This is a genomic window from Paraburkholderia bannensis NBRC 103871 (genome assembly GCF_000685015.1).
Lineage (GTDB): Bacteria > Pseudomonadota > Gammaproteobacteria > Burkholderiales > Burkholderiaceae > Paraburkholderia > Paraburkholderia bannensis.
The window spans coordinates 54,160-73,036 of sequence record NZ_BAYA01000016.1 but is presented as its reverse complement, the minus strand read 5'-3'; the positions used below and the strand labels follow the sequence as shown (position 1 = coordinate 73,036).

19 protein-coding genes are annotated in these 18,877 nt (G+C 61.7%); 9 read left to right on the top strand and 10 right to left on the bottom strand.

Features of this window, described 5'->3' with window-relative positions; translation table 11 throughout:
* Positions 1-15: 15 nt before the first annotated feature.
* Positions 16-870 (top strand): alpha/beta fold hydrolase, encoded by an 855-nt coding sequence (locus BBA01S_RS45265; protein ID WP_052391849.1) that lies wholly within the window; start codon positions 16-18, stop codon positions 868-870.
* Between the two features lie 20 nt (positions 871-890).
* On the opposite strand, the gene BBA01S_RS23715 is transcribed toward BBA01S_RS45265, so the two are convergent.
* Complete coding sequence (locus tag BBA01S_RS23715; protein WP_027818639.1) at positions 891-1,670, bottom strand: IclR family transcriptional regulator; 780 nt, start codon at positions 1,668-1,670, stop codon at positions 891-893.
* 336 nt (positions 1,671-2,006) lie between these two features.
* On the opposite strand from BBA01S_RS23715, the gene BBA01S_RS42360 reads away from it, so the two are divergent.
* Together BBA01S_RS42360 and BBA01S_RS23705 are read left to right on the top strand one after the other, a co-directional pair.
* Positions 2,007-3,050: a porin gene (locus tag BBA01S_RS42360; protein ID WP_052391848.1), complete on the top strand. Its 1,044-nt coding sequence runs from the start codon at positions 2,007-2,009 to the stop codon at positions 3,048-3,050.
* Positions 3,051-3,068: 18 nt separating this feature from the next.
* Positions 3,069-3,494, top strand: coding sequence for a DoxX family protein (locus BBA01S_RS23705; RefSeq protein ID WP_042297765.1), 426 nt, complete (start codon positions 3,069-3,071; stop codon positions 3,492-3,494).
* Positions 3,495-3,509: 15 nt separating this feature from the next.
* On the opposite strand, the gene BBA01S_RS23700 is transcribed toward BBA01S_RS23705, so the two are convergent.
* From BBA01S_RS23700 to trpS, 4 genes are all read right to left on the bottom strand, one after another.
* Complete coding sequence (locus tag BBA01S_RS23700; RefSeq protein WP_027818637.1) at positions 3,510-4,217, bottom strand: pirin family protein; 708 nt, start codon at positions 4,215-4,217, stop codon at positions 3,510-3,512.
* A 295-nt stretch (positions 4,218-4,512) separates the two neighbouring features.
* Complete coding sequence (locus BBA01S_RS23695) at positions 4,513-6,105, bottom strand: hypothetical protein (RefSeq protein ID WP_156966056.1); 1,593 nt, start codon at positions 6,103-6,105, stop codon at positions 4,513-4,515.
* A 53-nt stretch (positions 6,106-6,158) separates the two neighbouring features.
* Positions 6,159-6,608 carry a DUF805 domain-containing protein gene (locus BBA01S_RS23690; protein ID WP_027818635.1) on the bottom strand — a complete coding sequence of 150 codons (450 nt, stop codon included), beginning with the start codon at positions 6,606-6,608 and terminating at the stop codon, positions 6,159-6,161.
* A 189-nt stretch (positions 6,609-6,797) separates the two neighbouring features.
* A complete protein-coding gene (gene trpS / locus BBA01S_RS23685; protein ID WP_027818634.1) occupies positions 6,798-7,808 on the bottom strand; it encodes a tryptophan--tRNA ligase in 1,011 nt (336 codons plus the stop codon).
* Between trpS and BBA01S_RS47635 the strand changes: the two genes are divergently transcribed.
* The 3 genes from BBA01S_RS47635 to BBA01S_RS45260 all read left to right on the top strand — a co-directional run bounded on the left by BBA01S_RS47635 (position 7,800) and on the right by BBA01S_RS45260 (position 9,835).
* A complete protein-coding gene (locus tag BBA01S_RS47635) occupies positions 7,800-8,081 on the top strand; it encodes a hypothetical protein (protein WP_167336037.1) in 282 nt (93 codons plus the stop codon). The two genes, trpS and BBA01S_RS47635, sit on opposite strands and share 9 nt — an antisense overlap.
* A gap of 37 nt (positions 8,082-8,118) precedes the next feature.
* Positions 8,119-8,658 (top strand): GNAT family N-acetyltransferase, encoded by a 540-nt coding sequence (locus BBA01S_RS23680; protein WP_167336036.1) that lies wholly within the window; start codon positions 8,119-8,121, stop codon positions 8,656-8,658.
* Between the two features lie 217 nt (positions 8,659-8,875).
* Positions 8,876-9,835 (top strand): class I SAM-dependent methyltransferase, encoded by a 960-nt coding sequence (locus BBA01S_RS45260; protein ID WP_084162477.1) that lies wholly within the window; start codon positions 8,876-8,878, stop codon positions 9,833-9,835.
* Between the two features lie 97 nt (positions 9,836-9,932).
* Here the strand turns inward: BBA01S_RS45260 and BBA01S_RS23670 are convergent, their stop codons facing one another.
* The 5 genes from BBA01S_RS23670 to BBA01S_RS23650 all read right to left on the bottom strand — a co-directional run bounded on the left by BBA01S_RS23670 (position 9,933) and on the right by BBA01S_RS23650 (position 15,580).
* A complete protein-coding gene (locus BBA01S_RS23670) occupies positions 9,933-10,904 on the bottom strand; it encodes a sulfonate ABC transporter substrate-binding protein (protein ID WP_027818632.1) in 972 nt (323 codons plus the stop codon).
* A gap of 172 nt (positions 10,905-11,076) precedes the next feature.
* The gene (locus tag BBA01S_RS42350) at positions 11,077-12,936 is read right to left on the bottom strand and encodes a sensor domain-containing diguanylate cyclase (protein WP_156966055.1); all 1,860 of its coding nucleotides are present in this window, start codon (positions 12,934-12,936) and stop codon (positions 11,077-11,079) included.
* A 140-nt stretch (positions 12,937-13,076) separates the two neighbouring features.
* Positions 13,077-14,114, bottom strand: a complete 1,038-nt coding sequence (locus tag BBA01S_RS23660; RefSeq protein ID WP_407668333.1) for a transporter — start codon at positions 14,112-14,114, stop codon at positions 13,077-13,079.
* Between the two features lie 141 nt (positions 14,115-14,255).
* Positions 14,256-14,681 (bottom strand): cupin domain-containing protein, encoded by a 426-nt coding sequence (locus BBA01S_RS23655; RefSeq protein ID WP_027818630.1) that lies wholly within the window; start codon positions 14,679-14,681, stop codon positions 14,256-14,258.
* Between the two features lie 83 nt (positions 14,682-14,764).
* On the bottom strand, positions 14,765-15,580 hold the full coding sequence (locus tag BBA01S_RS23650) for an AraC family transcriptional regulator (RefSeq protein WP_027818629.1): 816 nt from the start codon (positions 15,578-15,580) through the stop codon (positions 14,765-14,767).
* Positions 15,581-15,741: 161 nt separating this feature from the next.
* On the opposite strand from BBA01S_RS23650, the gene BBA01S_RS42345 reads away from it, so the two are divergent.
* The 3 genes from BBA01S_RS42345 to BBA01S_RS23635 all read left to right on the top strand — a co-directional run bounded on the left by BBA01S_RS42345 (position 15,742) and on the right by BBA01S_RS23635 (position 18,474).
* The gene (locus tag BBA01S_RS42345) at positions 15,742-16,524 is read left to right on the top strand and encodes a TetR/AcrR family transcriptional regulator (RefSeq protein ID WP_042297763.1); all 783 of its coding nucleotides are present in this window, start codon (positions 15,742-15,744) and stop codon (positions 16,522-16,524) included.
* A 198-nt stretch (positions 16,525-16,722) separates the two neighbouring features.
* Positions 16,723-17,934, top strand: coding sequence for an acyl-CoA dehydrogenase family protein (locus BBA01S_RS23640; RefSeq protein WP_027818628.1), 1,212 nt, complete (start codon positions 16,723-16,725; stop codon positions 17,932-17,934).
* A 3-nt stretch (positions 17,935-17,937) separates the two neighbouring features.
* Positions 17,938-18,474: a flavin reductase family protein gene (locus BBA01S_RS23635; RefSeq protein WP_042297762.1), complete on the top strand. Its 537-nt coding sequence runs from the start codon at positions 17,938-17,940 to the stop codon at positions 18,472-18,474.
* Positions 18,475-18,877: the final 403 nt, after the last annotated feature.

Here is an 18,877-nt window from a genome sequence, read left to right as displayed (position 1 = left end):
GAACCGCACCCCATCATGACCGATACAGATTACCTTTTGCTGCAAGCCGCGTTGCCTCCGCTGGCGCAGGTGCAGCTGGATCTCGACACGCTCGGCGGCGACCGAACGCTTTCCTGGCGCGCAGCAGGCGACGAAGCCACACCGCCCGTCGTACTTTTGCACGGCATTGGATCGAGTTCAGCAGGCTATCGTGCGCAACTCGCGGCGCTTGCCGCGCACCATCGCGTGATTGCGTGGAATGCGCCGGGCTACGGATCGAGCAGCCCTTTCGCAATCGCCAAGCCGCGCGCGGCGGACTACGCCGCCGCCCTCATGGCCTTGATGACGGCGCTGGGCATCGCGCGCGCAACCATCGTCGGAAGCTCCTGGGGCAGCGTGATCGCGACGACATTTGCAGTGCAGTACGCGAGCGCCACGCACGCTCTCGTACTGAGCGCGCCAAACGTGGCTCGCGGTCACCTCGCGCCTGCGCAGCGTGCCCCCGCCAGGGAAGCACTGATGCGAAGCGCAACACCCCAATCGCCGGAAGCGCGAGCCGCGGTAGTCGACGCCCTGCTTGCCCCTCATGCAGGCCCACAGGTTCGCGCGCTTGTCGCGACGCTGCGCGACGCGGTAACGACAACCGGCTGGGAACACGCTGTCGACATGCTGTTTTCTGCTTATACGCCCGCAGTGATTGCCTCAGTGGAAGCGCCGGTCTCCATCGTGATCGGCAACATGGATCGCATCGCGCCTATGGAGGAGCACGCGCGGCCCATACACGAGGCCGCGCGTCGTTCAACCTTGCATTTGCTCGATGGCATTGGGCATATGCCAAAACTGGAAGCGCCCGATGCGTTCAATTCGATTGTCTTGAACGCCGCCGCCTGAGAACGGCGAGCAATCGTTCTTTAACCAATCGGTCGCGATACTTTGCCGCCAAGTGCCACCGTCGCGCGAACCGAGCTGTCGAGGAGAGCCTTGATCGCCTTGCCATCAGTATCGGTATCGAGCGTGGCTGGCGTACCGATCAAACTAATCGCGAACTGGAGATTGCCGTCCCGATCCCAGATCGGGGCGGCAACCGACACATAGCCAAGATTGCCGCGAAAAACCTTCGTAAAGCCTTGCTTGCTCAGTTCGGCGCTCGCCTCTTCACGCATTGCTGCTGCGTTCCAGTCACGCTCGCCCGCCATTTCGCGGGCAATGAGGTCGTCGGTGCGATTGGCTTGCAGGCAGGCGATAAAGAGTTTGCCTGCTGCCGTCGTGACGAGCGGGATCAGGCCGGTGCGCAGTTCAAGGATGCTGCGTGTTTCGCCTTCCTGCTTGAAGAGGCTCACGGGGCCATCGTCAGTCCACGCCGTCACGGCCGCACTGCCAAGCGTGGCGTCGCGCAGCGCGATCACCTCGCGCCGCACGACGTCGAAACCGTCGAGCTGGTTGATTGCGCTCATTCCCAACGCCAGCGACGCGGGGCCGAGCTTGTAGCATCCAGGCTTTTCATCTGGCGAGACCAGCCCCGTGCGCACGAGGCTGATCATGTAGTTGCTGGTCGCGCTCGGGGAGAGATCGGACAGCGCGGCAATCTCTTTCAGAGGAAGGGCTCGCACACTGGTTTGCAACGCCGAGAGAATCCTGAACGCAATCTCGACGGATTGAATGCCGCGTCGTGCGCTCACATTGGTCGTCATATCGAAGCCCTGTTGAATTCGAAAAACGAAATCCAGAAATATACGCCGGCCGGGTTTCCCCGCACGTCAACCGTGTTGACACCTCTCGCGAGCGGCACCTATAGTATTCAACATAAATTATCGCATTCATTATAGTTGAATGCAACACATAAGGGGGTCAGCAGGCGCACAAGGTCGTGCGAGCCGACGAACCATGGTTTGGGGTCTACCGCATCAATTGATTAGCACAACGATTGTTTTTCATCGACACACCATCAGAACAACAATTCTCGCTTCGGAGTCAGAGCAATGGCTTTTCGTAGACATGCAGTCGCAGGAATTCTTTCCGCATCTTCAATGGTCGGCGTTGTCCATGCGCAGTCCAGCGTGACCCTGTACGGTATCGCCGATACCGCCGTGCAATACATCAGCAATGTCCGTGGGCATGCCCTCTTCCAGGAAGGCAATACGCATTCGCCCGATATCTACGGATTGAGAGGCGTCGAAGATCTTGGCGCCGGCTTGCGCACGATCTTCGATCTGCAAGGCGAATATCTCCTGAACAACGGCCAGTCGCTGGTGCCTGGAACGCTCTTCAATCGCAAGGCTTATATCGGGTTGCAATCGGATGCGTACGGCACGCTCACGCTCGGTCGTCAGCCCAGCTTCATGTATGACATTCTCAGCAACTATCAGACGCCGTTTTTGCTCGGAAATATCCTCTCGCTGCATCAAGGCAACCTCGACGAAATTGCCAACTTTTATCAGTTTGCGAATGCGGCAAAATACGTCAGTCCAACTTTTGGCGGACTCTCGGCGGGCGCGGAGTTCGGCTTCGGCAACGTGCCGGGCAATTTCAGCGCGGGGCGAAACTACGCGTTCTTTGTCCAGTACAAGAGCGGCCCGCTTGGCGTTGCTGCGGTCTACGCGAACGAGAACAACCGCTACCTGGAGCTCTCGAGTTTCATTGGATTGCCCTCCCTGTTCGGCACGTCGCTGAACCAGCCAGAAGGCCTGGTGGCGAACCGGCTCGTCAACTGGGGCGTGGGCGCGACTTATCAGGTTTCGCATGTCCAGTTGCACGCCACCTTCACGCAAACGCGGATCACGCTGGCCACAGGCCAGGGCAGCGCGAATACCGTCGATGCGGGCGCGAACTGGACTGTGCGGCCCGACGACATTGTCGCTCTGGGTGGCTGGGTCGAGAATCTCGACGGTGGAAACTGGAAAACGATTTCGATATCGAACACGTACCTGTTTTCCAAGCGTACGTCGATCTATCAGCAATTGACGTATCAGCACGCTTCGGGCGCCCATAGCGTTGCATCGCTTGCGGCCGCAGGGCTGGCGTCAGGCCGTTCGACGAGTGCCGTGTCGATTGGCATCCAGCATTTCTTCTAATTCGCCTGTTTGCCTGCCATGGCCATTGCACATTCCACAGACAACGATCTACGCGCGCTGGCCGGACGACTGCTGTTCGCGGCACTCTTTATCGCGAACGGCATCGACCGGCTGCTTTGGCCGCTGGCAGCGATCAGGCATATCGGCTCTTTCGGCGTGCCAGCGCCACAGCTATGGTGCATGGGTTCGATGTTGCTGGAACTGGCGTGCGGCGTGCAACTCATGCTGGGATATCGCACGCGCGCGGTGACGCTCATCCTGACCGTCTATTGCCTGGCGGACGCCGCGATCTTTCACCACGCAATCGCAGATCGCAGTGACTTCAGGCAGTTTTTGCAGGATCTTGCGATAACGGGCGGCTTGCTCTCTCTTTCTATTAGTGGAGCGGGCGCGTTCAGCATCGATCGGCTCGTCGACAATGCCGCAACGGCACGCTCCTTCTGAGATTTCCTGCGGAATCTATTGCTGCCCGACCGTCTCCACCATCACGAGTTCGGCCTCTTCCAGTGCAAATATTTCGGTCTGCGATACGTTCGTAATTGCCACACCGTCCAGCGGCCCCATCGCCTCGCCATCGATCTCGACCCGGCCCGACGCGACGGCAAGATAGGCACTGCTGCCGGGAGCCAGCACCTGCTGGACGCGTTCGCCTGCTTTCAGCGTAGCCCCCGAAAGACGCGCATCCGCGCGAATCGGCAATGCATCTTCGTCATCGGCGAAACCGCTTGCGAGCACAACAAAACGGCCCGAGCGGTCACTCTTCGGAAACGAACGCGTATCCCAGCGGGGCTCACCGCCATGCGTGCGCGGCAGCAGCCAAACCTGATAGAGCTTGAGCGGAACATCGCCCCGGTTGAACTCGGCGTGACAGATGCCTGTGCCAGCGCTCATCACCTGCACGTCACCCGCGCGAATCGTCCCTTCCGAACCCGTGGTGTCACGATGGCCGAGCACGCCTTCGCGCACATAAGTGACGATTTCCATGTTCTGGTGTCCGTGGAATGGAAAACCGCCGCCCACGGCAATTTCGTCGTCGTTCCAGACAATCAGCGCGCCTAGTGCGGCATGGGCGGGATTCCCGCCTGCGCTGACCGCGAAATGGTATTTGGCGCGCAACCAGCCGTGATCGGCTGCGTCCAGCGACGCCCACCGTCTATGTGCAAGCATTTCCGCTTCCTTCCGGCTCATTTCCGGGAAATAGGGATTACCGGCTGCAAGAATGATTCAGCCTTTAAAACATGCTATCCCAGCAAAGATTCCCGTGAAATACGCGGCCTGGCAAAGCAACGTTGCCCGCATTAGAACGATATGCGCAACTGACCTCGCTCAGGGGGCCAGGTGCGCCCGCCAGAACGCCGCCTCCGGCCAGCGCGTTTCCATCGCGTAAAACCTGCGCTGCCGTCTCATTCGCAACAATCCATCAATCTTTCAACGGCAACCAGGGCCCCAGTTGCTCGCGCATTCACCACACGCCGGAGTCAGGTGAAGTCATTGGATAGGACTCGACCACTCCATAACGTGACAGTGCAGCGCGCACGTCGGGTCGATTCAGGACGGCGCCCAGCCGACCTGCCATCGTCGCGACAAAAGGCGTTGGGTTAGGCGTCGTCGCATAAGCTTGATCGGCGGCGAGTTCATAGTTGCGAGTCAGCGGGTCATCCAGGCGTCCGACGATCACCTGCGCGAGGCGGTCTTCGTCGTCGATGCATAACAGTGACGACCTCACGGACTCAGGGTCGAGGTTCGCATGCATCAGCAGCGCGTCAACGGCGGCACGCGCTTTGGCCTTCTCACCCGATTGTGCATAGGCACACACCTTCACTTGCGCCGATTCCGCCATCCCGTATTCGCTTGCGTTGTTCTCTCCCAACTCTTGAACCGCACGAAGCGCCTCTTTCGGTCGGCCGAGTCGATAGAGCATCTCTCCAAGGTTGATCGTCTGGCTGGCGACGTCCTTTTTTTGCCGGTTTGCTTCGTCACGCGCGGCCTGCGCTGCCGAGAGGGCCTCGTTCCACCGTCCCAATCGCGACAACGCCTTTGCGCGGGAGTCCAGCATCCAGCGCAGGTTGTCAGTCAGGTCGTCGAACGGCGGTCGATCAGCAGGCGCACTTTTGATTTTTTCGAGCGCAGCATCGATCACCGCAAGTGATTCATCTGGCGCGCCTGAATTGCGCAGCGCTTCGGCGAGCAGTTGCTGCGCGGCGATACTGCGAGGCTGATCGGCCGCCTGCTGGCGCAGGTAGTCGATATAGCGTCGATTCACCGCTTCATTGTCGGCGTAGCGCGAATCATCAAGAAGTGCCTGCCTGTAGCGGTTGTCCGCACGAAGACGCACGATCTGGTAGGGGTCGACAATCGCCGTTAGATACTGTTGGGCTTGCTCCTTCTTGCCGTGGTCGACATCGTATTCGAAGAGTTCGGCCCAGAAAGACTGCAGCCCAGCGCGTTTAGCTTCGTCATTGGGCCGATAACCCGACTGCCACAGCGCCTGCTCGACCATGTGGCGGTGATAGCCGCCGTCATTCATTTCGGGCGTGGCATCCATGACCGCCCAGATCAAGTCGATATCGATGCCCTGTGCCCTGAGTGGGGCGATCAACAGTGCGGCGCTCAATGCTTCGGCGGCGACATAGGGATGGTCTGTCGTCAGTGCCGCTGCCATGAGCATCTGCCAGTATTCGAAATTGCGGAGGTCAGGCGCAATGTCGCCGGCACGGATCAGGCTTTCATACACACCCTGAGATTCGCCGTTGGCGTTCTGGCAAATCGATAGTGCCGCATAAGCGCCGAACCGCAAGCGCGCTGGCGCCTGGTCGATGCCAGGCGAACCGAGCAATGCCCGAAGTTCGGATTCGGCACCTTTGGCGTCGCCTCTACGCAACCTGGCCAGAGCTTCTGCCAGCGTCCTGGACGGATCGGTGAATGCAGGCGTGGCTTGTCTTGACTGCGGCTGGTACCCGGATACGGCTGCATGCGCCGCCAGCGGCGTGCTGCCCAGGCTCATTGCTGTGAAGCAACCAGCAGCGAAAACGGCGAATCGGCGAAAAGAAGACATATTCGATGACTTTGGCAATGGCCACGCGCAATGCGCCTGCATCCGATGGCGGCTCAATATCCGCCAGTCAGTAACAGCGCGCGAGTTTGGAGGTAAACAAGAAGCGCCCATCGGCATACCGGGATTGCGGCGAGCAACAGGACTAATGCCAGTGCAATCTTGAGAAAACCGGAAGGCGGACGAGCTGGGCCAAAATCGTTTGTCCAGCGCTGCCCCGAGAGGAAGCACAATAATGGCAGCACAACGACACCGGTGATCGGGAACGCCAGGATCTTGACGCACCAGCCTGGAAAGTTCAGATCCATCAGACGTCTTGCCGATGCGGCATAGAAAACACTGCCCATCGCGACACCCAGTGCGGTTACAACGAAGTTCAACTGGCCCAGTCCTATGCGCCCTTTGGCGGCGAGCTCGGTGCACACGAGCCCGGTGGCCAGCGACCATGCGATGGCACTGAAAGACATGCTGAGAAGATAGGTACCCGCCCCGAGACGACGATTCATTGGTTTTAATATCAATTATTGGAGAATCGCAGAGCACATTTTCACCCGGCGTCACCGGGTTATCGGCGGGTTTTCGGAATTCTATAGGCTCGACTCCAGGGTGTTAATGCACATTGCATGATTGTGTATCGGCGGCGGTGGTCGTCACTGTCTCGGGCAGGAGCAACGGCGCGCGCGCGCCGGGTGGTTTTAGAAGTAACTCAAGCCCAAGGCGCCTTTAACTTCCGAAAGCGTCTTTCCAGCCACTTCCCGTGCACGCTCCGTACCGCTACGCAGGATCGCAAGCACCTCTGCCGGGTCTTTTTCCATCTCGCTGCGACGCGTACGAATTGGCTCGATAAGCGCCTGAAGTCGCTCGTTGAGCACCCGCTTGACCACGCTGTCACCCAGTCCCCCGCGACGGTAGTGAGCCTTAAGCTCGTCCACTTTCTGGACGTCGGGCTCGAATGCGTCGAGGAATGCGAAGACCACGTTGCCCTCCACCTGCCCCGGATCGCTGACCCGCAGGTGCTGCGGGTCGGTGTACATGTTGTTCACCGCCTTCGTAATTTCATCGGGAGTCGCGCCCAGCGTGATCGCATTGCCGAGCGACTTGCTCATCTTCGCTTTGCCGTCGATGCCGGGCAACCGGGTCACCTGTGACAGCACTGCCTCGCATTCCAGCAGCACCGGTCGGTCAACGGTGTTGTTGAAGCGGCGCACCAATTCGTTGGTCTGTTCGATCATCGGAAGCTGGTCATCGCCCACCGGCACATGCGTTGCCTTGAATGCGGTGATATCCGCCGCCTGGCTGACCGGATAAGTCAGGAATCCTGCAGGAATATCGCGTTCGAATCCACGCAGCCGGATTTCCTCCTTGATGGTCGGATTACGTTCGAGCCGGGCGACCGTCACCAGATTGAGCAGATATTGCGACAGTTCCGCCAGTTCAGGCACCTGCGACTGGATGAGGATGGTGGACTTCGCCGGGTCAATGCCGACAGCCAGATAGTCGAGCGCGACTTCGATGACATTCGCGGTGACCTTTTGATGCCGCCCGACGTTGTCAGTCAGCGCCTGGGTATCCGCAAGCAGCAGAAACTGGTCGGCTTCATGCTGAAGTTGCACCCTGGCCCGCAGGGAACCGATGTAGTGGCCGAGATGAAGCGGGCCGGTCGTGCGGTCGCCGGTCAGGATAGTGTGACGGTTTGTGTGGGTCATGAACTGAAGCCTCAAAATTTCAATGACACCAGCCGTCAGCGCGCAGAAACAAAAATGCCGCCAGGACTGGCGGCATCACGTTTGCGATATGCGTGGGAAAACGGGCCGCCGGATTCAGGCGCGCCACCAACCGTGCAAATTCAGCGAGATCGGTTCCGTATTCATGAAAAACAGTATAGCGCAGATGGATTCCGGCTGTCGGCTTTCGCACTAGAATCGCTCTTCCACGCCTTCGCCAGCCTGTATGAGTCGTCGGGCGATATTATCCGGTGATTCGAACGGATCTCCAGAAACTAGCGAGGTGGCATCCTTGATCGCGACACCCTTTGATTCTGCAATTTTGTCGACGGCGCGTATCCGGCTTGAGCCCCTTGCTGCGGCCCACGCAGTGACAATGTATGAGGGGCTGATCGATCCTGCCAACTACCGCTACATTCCGCAGGAGCCGCCGCCAACCGTGGACGATTTGACCCGGAGATATCGGAAGCTTGAAAGCCGCCGCTCCCCGGATGGAACTGAAGCGTGGTTGAACTGGGCCTTGATTGGTCTCGACGGGAAGGCTCACGGCTATGTCCAGGCGACAATTCATCTGGACTCGAAAGAGGCCTGGATTGCCTATTTTGTGTTTTCACCGAGTCAACGTCTGGGCTACGCAAAGGAAGCGCTAGACGCGCTTCTTCCCGCGCTTCGCGAAGCGTACGGGATCGGCAAGTTCAATGCGGAGATCGACACGCGCAATGTTGCGTCGATTCGACTCGTCGAGTCCCTGGGTTTCGCGCTCACCCGGCACGTTGAGCATGCCGACGAGTTCAAAGGTGCAATCAGCGACGAATACCATTATTCGCTCTAGCCAGCACTGCCAGCACTGCGATTCGGGAACGGAAAGCTTGCGCTACTTTTTTCTTCCCAGTACCGTAGGCGGCTAATCTGACCACAATATTGGAAATATTCCCCCGTGTAAATTGACCTTGCATGTACTGCTACAGACAAGCCGTTCGGCACGACCATCGTGCAGAGCGGGTCGTCGCTCGCCCGGCGAGCGAAAGTACAATCAAGAGGTCAACATCATGAGTGATGCAGGTCATTCAGAGAACTATTTCGGCGATTATCGCGATCATTGGTGGAACGCGGATTTCGTCCAGTTGATTGCCAGACGGCTGGATCTGGCGTCGAAGCACTCCGCACTAGACGTTGGCTGCGGACTGGGGCACTGGACGCGAATCATCGCGCCGCACCTGGCGCCCAATGCAACAGTAGTGGGTGTCGATACTGATGCAAAGTGGCTACGTGACGCTTCCACCTGGACAGCGACAATGCGCGATCGTGGAATCCACGTTTCCGTGGAATATGGCGATGCAATGTCATTGCCATTCGTCGACGCCAGTTTTGACTTTGTGACGTGCCAGACCGTATTGATTCACGTAAGCGATCCCATGCAGGCCATACGCGAAATGTTTCGTGTCCTGAAGCCCGGTGGAACGCTACTGTGTGTCGAGCCAGACAATCTCTGCGCTACCGCCATGCGCTCTTCGTTCGGCGACACATTCACCGCGCAGGAATGCGCGGAAAATTTCGAGTTCGCACTGGTGATAGAGCGCGGACGTCGCGCGTTGAAACAAGGCGATCATTCTCTCGGCGGCCTGGTTCCCAGTTACTTCAATCAGGTGGGGCTGGAGGGCCTGCGAACGTGGATTTCGGACAAGGCCATTCCGCTGTTTCCCCCTTACGCGCAAATCGAGCAACAGGCCATCATTCGCGATATGAGCGCATGGCAACAAGCCGACGATTTTCACAAGTCCGAGATGCTACGGCTCTTTTTGGCAGGCGGAGGCGATGCCACCCGGTTTGAAACGCTTTGGGCAAGAGCGCTTGAGAATCAGGCTCGATACCAGCAAGCGCTCGGTGCGGACACCGTCATGCATGGCGGTGCTGCCCTTATGTTTCTTGTGAGTGGCATCAAGCCGCTGAATAGACTCGACGCAGAAGTCGATCCTGCCCGGCGCAATCCCACTGCGAAGGATAGCTAAGTAACCATGCGAGCAACCCGTCACTTGTCGTCACAGGTGACAGGTGACGGGTGACGGGTTGCCGGTCTGCACAATAGCACTTGAATGCAAGGCGCGATTACGCCAACACCGCATCTTTGGTCGTCACACGTCGCGGAATGATCTTGAGATCGTAGAACGTATCGGCGATCTTCTGCTGTTGCGCGATCACGCCCGCGTCAATCGGCCGATATTCGTGCGCATAGTGCGAGAGACCAACCTGAATCGTTGCCGCGTCAAGTCCCTGAATCGGCGCGAGCTTCGCGGCGGCCGCCGCCGTGTTCGCCCGCACCCACTGCCCTGTCTTGCCTAGCTCGTCGAGCGCCACATTAATCGCGTCCTTGCGCTTGATCGCGAATTCACGCTGGCTCAGGAAGAACTGATGATGACTTGCCACGCCGCTCGCATCGGCGAGCAAACGCGCCCCATCCTGCGATTCGACGGCAGCAAGAAACGGATCCCACACGGCCCACGCATCGATCGAACCGCTTTGCAGCGCTGCGCGCGCATCGGCGGGGGCAAGATAAACGGGCTGAATTTCGTTCAACGCAATGCCATTTTTCTGCAGCAGCGCGACGATGAACCAGTGCACATCCGAGCCGCGATTGAAGCCAATTTTCTTGCCCTTGAGTTCGGCCACCGACTTGATCGGCGATTGCTTCGCGACCACCACGCCTTCGGCGTGCGGCGTCGGCAATTCATAGGCCGTGTAGACGAAATCCGCGCCTGCGGCCTGCGCGAACACAGGCGGCGCTTCACCCACGTAGCCGAAATCGATCGCGCCCACATTGAGCCCTTCGAGCAATTGCGGCCCTGCGGGGAATTCAGTCCACGAGACCTTGATGCCTTGCGGCGCGAGACGTTTTTCCAAGGCGCCGCTGGCCTTGAGCAGCACGAGCGTGCTCGCAGCCTTCTGATAGCCGATGCGGAACTGGTCGGGCTGGAACTTGGCCCATGCAGGCAGCGCCGCACCGGCAAGCGACGCACCGAGCGTGGCGCCTAGCGCGGCGAGTACAGTGCGGCGGCGTTGAAAGCGAATATCGTTATTCATGATCGATGCGTAGCGTGACGGTGCAATTGAAGGTGCAAAAAATGCTACCTGTCACGCCGCATGAGCAGAAGTAACGATTCGCGCTAAGCAAATCACGATGCGGGGATAGCGCTTTCGACGCTAATGCATCAGCCGCTTTATGTGCGCCTCAATCTACGCAAAAGACCAAAGCTCAGGCGCACTCGATGCGATTGCGTCCGCCCTTTTTCGCGCGATAAAGCGCGACATCGCTGCGCGAAAGCGTGGCCTCTGCGCTGCCGTCGTCGATGCGCAACGGCGTCACGCCGATGCTCACCGTCAGCGCCACCGTGCCCGCTTGCGCGACCAGCGGCGCTTCGGCGATGCAGTCCTGGATGCGGCGCGCGACGACGCACGCGCCGTCCACGTCCGCACCGCCCAGCAGGATCGCAAACTCCTCGCCGCCAATGCGCCCCGCCACGTCGCCGCTGCGCAAATGCTTGCGCAAGATCTCTGCGAAATGGCGCAGCGCATCGTCGCCGACCGCATGGCCGAAGCGGTCGTTGATCGCCTTGAAGTGATCGAGGTCGCACATCATCAGCGCGCACTCCGGGCCGCCCGAGCGCCGCAGCAGCGCGAGCTGCGCGTCGAGCCGCGACATGAAATGCCGCCGGTTCGCGAGGCGCGTGAGGCCGTCGGTCATCGCGAACTCCTGCAGTTCGGCCTCGATGCGCTTGCGCTCCGTGACGTCGGTGATGAAGCCGTGCCAGACCGTCGCGCCGTCGGCGCGGCGCTGCGGTCGCGCGTCGCCCTGACGCCAGCGCAGCCCTTGCAGCGGCAGACGCACGCGATATTCCAGATGCCACGGCGCGAGCGTGGCTGCCGATTCCGCGAACGATGCGCGGTAGGCGTCGATATCGTCGGGATGGATCAGCGCGTCGATCCCGGCCGCGTCGAATACGACTTCCTCGGGCGTGAGCTCGTAAATCTCGCCGATGCCCGCACTCGCGTAGGGAAACGACGTGTGCCCGTCCGGCGCGCGGCGGCACTGGAACACGAGGCCCGGCACTTCGTTGGTGAGGTTGGTGATGAGATTGACCGATTCGCGCAGGCGCTCGGCCATCTCGCGCATCGAGGTCACGTCGGTCGAGGTGCCGACCATGCGCAGCGCGCGGCCGTCGCCATCGCGCGCGGTCACCTTGCCGCGGCTACAGATCCACTTGTAGCTGCCGTCCTTGCAGCGAATCCGGTGCTCGACCTCGTACTGGTCGGTGTTGCCTTCGAAATGCGCCTTCATGGTCGCCTGGACATAGGCGAGGTCTTCGGGATGCAGACGCAGGTAGCTGTCCTCGATGCGGTTGGTGATCTCGTCCTCGGCATAGCCGAGCATCGCCTTCCAGCCCTTCGAGTAGCGGATCTCGCCCGTCACCACGTTGCGATCCCAGACGCCGGTGCCGCTGCCCGCGATAGCCAGCGCAAGGAGACGTTCGCGTTCGCGCAGCGAGGCGAGTTCGGCACGCAGGTCAGAATCGGTGGCCAGCGTTTCGCCCGACGGGGCCACAAGCGCGGCGATCATGCGCGCGAAATCGTCGAGACTGGCGCGCTGCGCCGCCGACAACTCGCGCGGCTCGGGATCGAGCAGGCAGAGGCTGCCCAGCGCCTCGCCGTGACTGGCCGTCAACGGCCACGCCGCCACGAAGCGAAACGGCAGCGCGCTCGCGCGCGACAAACAGGCCTGCCATGCAGGGTCGGAACCGAGATCGTTGACGATCAGCGGTTCGGCCATTCCTTCGCGTGCATCACGATCGTTCGTGAACGTCAGCTCGGCAAGCACGTCGCGCAATCGCCTGTCGACACCCGCGCCCAGCCATTCGACGCCCTGCGCCGCGTCGCCCGGCAGCACGCAGGCGGCGGCCACGCCAAAGTGGTGCGCCGCCAGCCGCATCAACGCGTCCAGCAGCCGATCGCTGCCCGCCCGCTCGCCTGCCGCGTCGTTGTGCGCGCCACGACCGTGCGCCACCGGAGTGGCAGGCGGCGCAAGCGCGGCTTCGGCAGGCGACGGTGTGGCAGGCATGACGCTCGTTCGGGCTGGGGAATCGAGCGGCTAGTATATAGCGCGTGAAATTAACCGCAACGCATGAGTCGACGACAAATAAATCATCGAAAAAATCGGTTGCATTAATCCGCATTTAAAGGCTGGACGAATCAGCCGTGCTAACGATCCACCGGCCCGCGCAGACGGAATACCCACCAGCCGAGCAGCACCGTGAATCCGGCCACGAGCGCCACCATCAGCCAGAAGCCGTGATGATTTTCGGCGAGCGGAATGCCGCCCACGTTCATGCCGAAAAAACCCGCGACGATGTTGATCGGCAACGCCAGCACCGTGACCAGCGTGAGCGTGAACAGCGTACGGTTGTTCTGTTCTTCGAGCCGGGCGCCGATCTCTTCCTGCAGCAGCTTGATGCGTTCGACCAGCCCCGCCATGTCGCCGAGTACGAGCGTGAACTCTTCGGTCGTCTCGCGCAGGTCTTGCATGTCGGCGAGTTGCAGCCAGCGCGGCGGCCGCGCAAGCAGCCGGAACACGGCGCCCGGCTCCGGCGCGAGCATGCGTTGCAGGCGCACCAGGATCCGGCGCATGGCGGCGAGGTCGTGGCGGCTGCCGAAGCGGCGCGAGGCCAGGAACTGGTCTTCGGCGCGATCGACGTCCACGCTCGTGCGCCGCACGATTTCCACCATCAGGTCGGCCTGGTCGCGCAGCAAGTGGATCAGCAGGTCGGCGGGCGAGCGGAAGGTCTCGCCGTTGCGCACGTCGCCGCGCAGGCGATCGATGGAGCGCAACGGCTTCATGCGCGCCGTCACGAGCAGGCGCTCGTGCGTGTACGACCAGAGCGTGGCGATCTGCGACGGCGTGAGTTCGAAATCGAACATCACGTCGTTGACGACGGCGTAAAGCGCGCCGTCCACCTGCTCGATGCGCGTGGAGTGCGAGCCTTCCACCAGCATCTCGAAGAAGCTTTCGGGCAGGTCGAGATGCGCGCGCATCCACGAGGCGCTCGCGGCATGCGCGAGATTGAAGTGCAGCCAGTAGAACGCACCGTCCTGGGCTTTATCGTGCGGGCCGTCCTTGAGCGCGGCGAGCACATCTTCGCCCTTGATGGGCTGGCCCGGCTCGCCAGGCATGAAGCGGAATCCGCAAATCAAGCCCGACATGTCGGCGCCGTAGGTTGCAATGGACGAGGCGAGATCCATGGTCATGTGGCCGTTTAATCGGCGCAAGCATGCCATATTCGCGCTTTTGCAGGCAAGCGTGGACGTTCACGCGAGCGTCACGCGATTGACACACTACCTGCATCTTCGCCGCCAGCGAGGCGCGGTTTGCAGCCGTGCCGCTCAGATCCAGACGTCGTTGGCCTGGGTGCGCTCGCCTTGCGCGCCGTCGCCGGTATTGACCACGCCGCGCGGCTCGATCAGCAGCAACTTGACTTCGGCGGGCGCGTTGGGCTTGTGCTCGACGCCTTTGGGCACCACGGCCATCTGGCCAGCGCGCACCACGAGGGTTTCATCGCCGTTCGGGCCGCCGCGAATGCCGATCTGCAATTCGCCTTCGAGCACGATAAAGGTTTCGTCGGTATCGGCGTGGCAGTGCCAGAGAAAATCGCCGAGCAGCTTCACGACCTTGAACTGGTAGTCGTTCATCTCGGCGACGACGCGCGGCTGCCAGTGCCCATCGATCAGCGCGATCTTGCTGGCAAAGTCGATGGTTTGGGACTGGCCGCGCGTGGCAGGTTGCGTGGCGGGCTGGGAAGCAAAAGACATGGCGAACTCCGTTCAATCAATCGAAGAATGGAGCGTACTCGCGCGCGCATCGCCCGTATTGAACGATCGTGGCGATTAAGGTTTCAGCCGCGCGCGACCCGCTGCCAGTTCCCCGGCGTCATGCCGAACGCCCTGGCGAAGTGGCGCGTCATATGGCTCTGATCCGCGAAACCGGCCGCCGCCGCCGCGTGCGACAGCGCCGTGCCCGCGCGCAGCATGCGCCGCACCGCATCGAGGCGGCGCATCGTCAGGTAGCGGTACGGGCTCGTGCCATAAAAGTGACGGAAATCGCGCGACAGGCTCCAGCGGTCGCGCCCCGTCACCGCTTCCAGCTCCTCCAGCGCGACGGTGCGCGTGCAATGATCGTGCAGGAATTCACGCGCCTGCCGCGCTGCGCGATAGTCGCCGACCGGTGCGATCCTGCCGGTGCCGGTAATCGCGGCCAGTGCGTGAACGAGTTCGGTCAGCGCATCGTTCTGCTCAAGCGGTTCGAGCGTGTGGCTCATCCGTTGCAGCAACGCGCCGGTTGCGGCGGACAGGCGCGGATCGGTCGTCAGTCCGCCTTCGAGAAACGGCAGCGCACTGCCGCCCAGCACGTCCTGAAAGAGCGACGGCTGCACGTAGATCATGCGGTACTGGAAGCCCTCTTCCGTGCCCGCCTGGCCGTCGTGCGGCTCGTCGGGATGCAGCACGATGGTATGGCCCGGCAGGCTGTTGCATTGTCCGCGACGGTAGCTGAAGCGCTGCACGCCCGCGAGGGTGCGGCCAATCGCGTAGGTGTCGTGGCGGTGCATCGCATAGGCTTTGCCGTGGAACCAGGCTTCGATGCGCTCGACGCCTTCGATGGGTTCGGCGCGCTCGACCCAGTCGGCGCCTGCACTGTTGCGGTGTGAGTTCATGGAATCGGCGAATGAAGGGCGGTCGCCAGGCGAGCCCGAGCGACGATTGTGGCACGGCGCGCGCCGGCGTGCCGCGCCCTCCCGGTAGGCATTTGCGGAAACTGCGGCAATAATGGCGCCTTACCCGCACATCGCCGCACTTCGCCACACTCCGATTGCCCATGGCCTCCACCCGACGCAGCCCCGCGGCGCCCGCCGCCGCGAAAAAAACGCCCGCCAGCAAGCGTGCGCCGGCAAAGACCACCCAGCCCGCCAAAGCGACCCAAAATCCCGAACCCGCCGAGACCGCCGAAGCCGCGAGGCCTGCGCCGCGCGTCAACGAACGCGCCCGCGCCCGCACGCGCGGCAAGCTGATGCAGGCTGCGCGCGTGGTGATGGGCCAGAAAGGCATCACGGGCACGGCGATCAACGACATCACCGCGCAGGCGGGCGTCGCCTTTGGTTCGTTCTACAACTACTTTTCGACCAAGGAAGAGATCGCGCGCGCCGTGTTCGTCGAAGACATGCTCGCGATCGCCGACCTGCTGGATCGCATCCGTCCCGCCGACGCCGATATCGCCGTGATCGTCGGCCTCAATGTGCGCCAGGTGATGCTCCATACGCTCCACGACCCGATCTGGGGCTGGTTCTTCATCAACGCGGCGTCAAGCGTCGGCGACCTGGTCGAGACCATGGGCGGACGCCTCGCGCGCGATATCCGCATCGGCGTGGATGCGGGGCGTTTTCAGTGCGCCGACGTGCTCGTGGCGATGGACTGCATCATCGGCGGCGCGCTGCATGTGATGCGCCAGGTTCTCGAAAAGCGCCGTACTGTCGAAACGGTCGACCGCTTCACCGAGTTTGCGCTGCGCGGCCTGGGCATTCGCGACGCGGACGTGGGCGGCATCATGAAGGAAGTGCTGCGTCACGACGAAGTGCACGCGGCGTCCGGCAGTAACGCTTAAACCTCCCCCTGCCCCCTCCCCGATTGCTCTGCACGCAAACCAGCGTGCGGAGCGTGCTCGTTCGTACGTTCCTGGAAGCGCCAGGGAAAGCACCAGGTGCACGCGTTATTGATACATCAATCATTTTTGATAACAATATCAAAAAAGAACGGATGTACCCATAACCCCCTAACGACGAGACACATCGAGGACGACACCATGAATGCACCGCATGACCCTTGCGCTCCCCAGGACACCGAAGCTGCGCTCGTACGCGCCGCCAGCGACCTTGTGCCCGTGCTCAAGCAGCGCGCCACAACGGTCGATCAAATGGCGCGCCTGCCGCAGGAAACCATCGACGACCTCAACGCCGCCGGCCTGTTCGAACTCACCACGCCACGCCGTTACGGCGGCAAGCAGGTGTCGGTTCGCACCTTCCTCGAAGCGGTTTCCGAACTCGGGCGCGGCGACGCCTCGACCGCATGGGTGGCCGCGCTCATCAACGTGACGACGTGGTCGGCCGCCACGCTGTTCAACGAAAAAGTCGCGGACGAAGTATTTGGCAGTCCAGAGCGTGCGCGCGTGGCAGGCGTGCTCTCGCCGCGTAAAGCCAGCGTGAAGAAAGTCGATGGCGGCTACCTGATCGAAGAAGGCGTGTGGGGTTTCAACTCGGGCATCTATCACGCCAACTGGGACTTGCTGGGCATCCCGATCGTCGACGAAAGCGGCAAGGCCATCGACCAGGGCGTGGCGCTCGTGCGCGCCAGCGACGTGCGCACGCTCGACGACTGGAACGTGATGGCGCTGCGCGGCACCGGCAGCTCCAGCGTGAGCGTGACGAACCTGTTCGTGCCGGACGAGCGCGTGGCGTCGATGACAAAGGCGATCGAAGGCCAGTACGGCGCGACGCATCTCGCCGATGAACCGCTTTATCGCGTCGCCTGCATCCCGATGCTTGCCATCATCCTCGCGTTCCCCGCGCTGGGCATCGCGCGCAACGCACTCGACACCTTCCTGGAGCTGCTGCCGCGCCGTGGCATCCAGTACACCTGGTACACGAAGCAGGCCGAAGCGGCGGTCACCCATCTCCAGGTGGGCGAGGCATCGGCGAAACTCGACGCCGCGCGCGCCATCATCGAAAAGCATGCCGATGCGCTGGACGCCTGCGCCGCCTCCGGCCAGACCATGCCCTATATGGAGCGTGCGAAGGTGCGCCGCGACGTGGGTTTCGCCGAGACGCTGATCTGGGACGCCGTCGACACGCTCGCGACCGCATCGGGCGGCTCGCTCGCCGCGCTCGGCAATCCGTTCGCACGCGTCTGGCACGACGCGCGCGTGGCGTCGCTGCACGGCATCGTCACGCCCGCGACGAACTTCGAAGCGTACGGGCGGCTCGCCTGCGGCCAGAGCGCCGGCACGCCGCTGATCTGAACCATGGACGCGACAACCATCCGTGCGCGTTCGCGCCTGGACCTGGACGCGGCGCAGTTTCGCCGCGCCATGGGCCAGTTCGCCACCGGCGTCACCGTCATCACGTTCGAACACGGAGGACGCCCGGCGGGCATGACCGCCAACGCCTTCATGTCGCTTTCCGTCGATCCGCCGATGATCCTCGTATCGGTGCGCGCACAGGCGCGTTTCGCACAGTCGATCGCGTGCGGCGACCGGTTCGGCGTGAGCTTCCTGGCGCAAGGCCAGGAGGCGCTGAGCCGGCACTTCGGCGGCCAGCCGCGCGCGGATCTCGACGATCCGTTCGAGCACGCCGACGGTGTGCCGGTGGTGCGCGCAGCGCTCGTGCAGATCGCGGCGCGCGCGCAGGCGATCCATCGTGGCGGCGACCATCTGATCTATACCGCCGACGTGCAGGCGCTGCGCGAATCGGACGGGCCGCCGTTGCTGTTCCATGGCGGCAAGTACCGGCAGATCGTCACGCAAGATCCGCTGCAATGCTGGCGCGACTGCGTTCAATAGCGCACATAACGTAGCGCACGCGGCGTAGCGATTCCGGATAGCGAATAGTCCTCGCTTCGATTCGCCATCCCGATCAATCAGTGTCAATCGATACCAATCGGCAAGTGACGAAACAGAGCATCCGGAAGCGTTTCCGGATGCTCTGTTTGCTTATGCCCGACGAAAGAAACAGCAGCGGCGCGCCGAGCACGCGGCGTACCTAAAACCTCCTCGACACAAGTAAGGGCGAGTAAGGAAAACGCGCACGCGGACGGTTCATGTTTGCAAGCTCGCCAGTCGCTCTGAGTGCGCAGCCACCATGCAATGCGGATTTTTGTGTGCTACGGGACAAACCCTCCCCCAACTCCAGCCACGGTGTGACTACACTTATTTGCGTCGGCACCCGCTCGCCGACTCGACGATT

Bases quoted from the DNA above. Each gene is read 5' to 3' on its own strand.
- BBA01S_RS45265 (WP_052391849.1), top strand. From the start codon at position 16: ATGACCGATACAGATTACCTTTTGCTGCAAGCCGCGTTGCCTCCGCTG.
- BBA01S_RS42345 (WP_042297763.1), top strand. From the start codon at position 15,742: ATGGCCTCCACCCGACGCAGCCCCGCGGCGCCCGCCGCCGCGAAAAAA.
- BBA01S_RS23695 (WP_156966056.1), bottom strand. From the start codon at position 6,105: ATGTCTTCTTTTCGCCGATTCGCCGTTTTCGCTGCTGGTTGCTTCACA.
- BBA01S_RS42360 (WP_052391848.1), top strand. From the start codon at position 2,007: ATGGTCGGCGTTGTCCATGCGCAGTCCAGCGTGACCCTGTACGGTATC.
- BBA01S_RS23640 (WP_027818628.1), top strand. From the start codon at position 16,723: ATGAATGCACCGCATGACCCTTGCGCTCCCCAGGACACCGAAGCTGCG.
- BBA01S_RS45260 (WP_084162477.1), top strand. From the start codon at position 8,876: ATGAGTGATGCAGGTCATTCAGAGAACTATTTCGGCGATTATCGCGAT.
- BBA01S_RS23660 (WP_407668333.1), bottom strand. From the start codon at position 14,114: ATGGATCTCGCCTCGTCCATTGCAACCTACGGCGCCGACATGTCGGGC.
- BBA01S_RS42350 (WP_156966055.1), bottom strand. From the start codon at position 12,936: ATGCCTGCCACACCGTCGCCTGCCGAAGCCGCGCTTGCGCCGCCTGCC.
- BBA01S_RS23650 (WP_027818629.1), bottom strand. From the start codon at position 15,580: ATGAACTCACACCGCAACAGTGCAGGCGCCGACTGGGTCGAGCGCGCC.
- trpS (WP_027818634.1), bottom strand. From the start codon at position 7,808: ATGACCCACACAAACCGTCACACTATCCTGACCGGCGACCGCACGACC.
- BBA01S_RS23635 (WP_042297762.1), top strand. From the start codon at position 17,938: ATGGACGCGACAACCATCCGTGCGCGTTCGCGCCTGGACCTGGACGCG.
- BBA01S_RS23670 (WP_027818632.1), bottom strand. From the start codon at position 10,904: ATGAATAACGATATTCGCTTTCAACGCCGCCGCACTGTACTCGCCGCG.
- BBA01S_RS23700 (WP_027818637.1), bottom strand. From the start codon at position 4,217: ATGCTTGCACATAGACGGTGGGCGTCGCTGGACGCAGCCGATCACGGC.
- BBA01S_RS23715 (WP_027818639.1), bottom strand. From the start codon at position 1,670: ATGACGACCAATGTGAGCGCACGACGCGGCATTCAATCCGTCGAGATT.
- BBA01S_RS23690 (WP_027818635.1), bottom strand. From the start codon at position 6,608: ATGAATCGTCGTCTCGGGGCGGGTACCTATCTTCTCAGCATGTCTTTC.
- BBA01S_RS23655 (WP_027818630.1), bottom strand. From the start codon at position 14,681: ATGTCTTTTGCTTCCCAGCCCGCCACGCAACCTGCCACGCGCGGCCAG.
- BBA01S_RS23705 (WP_042297765.1), top strand. From the start codon at position 3,069: ATGGCCATTGCACATTCCACAGACAACGATCTACGCGCGCTGGCCGGA.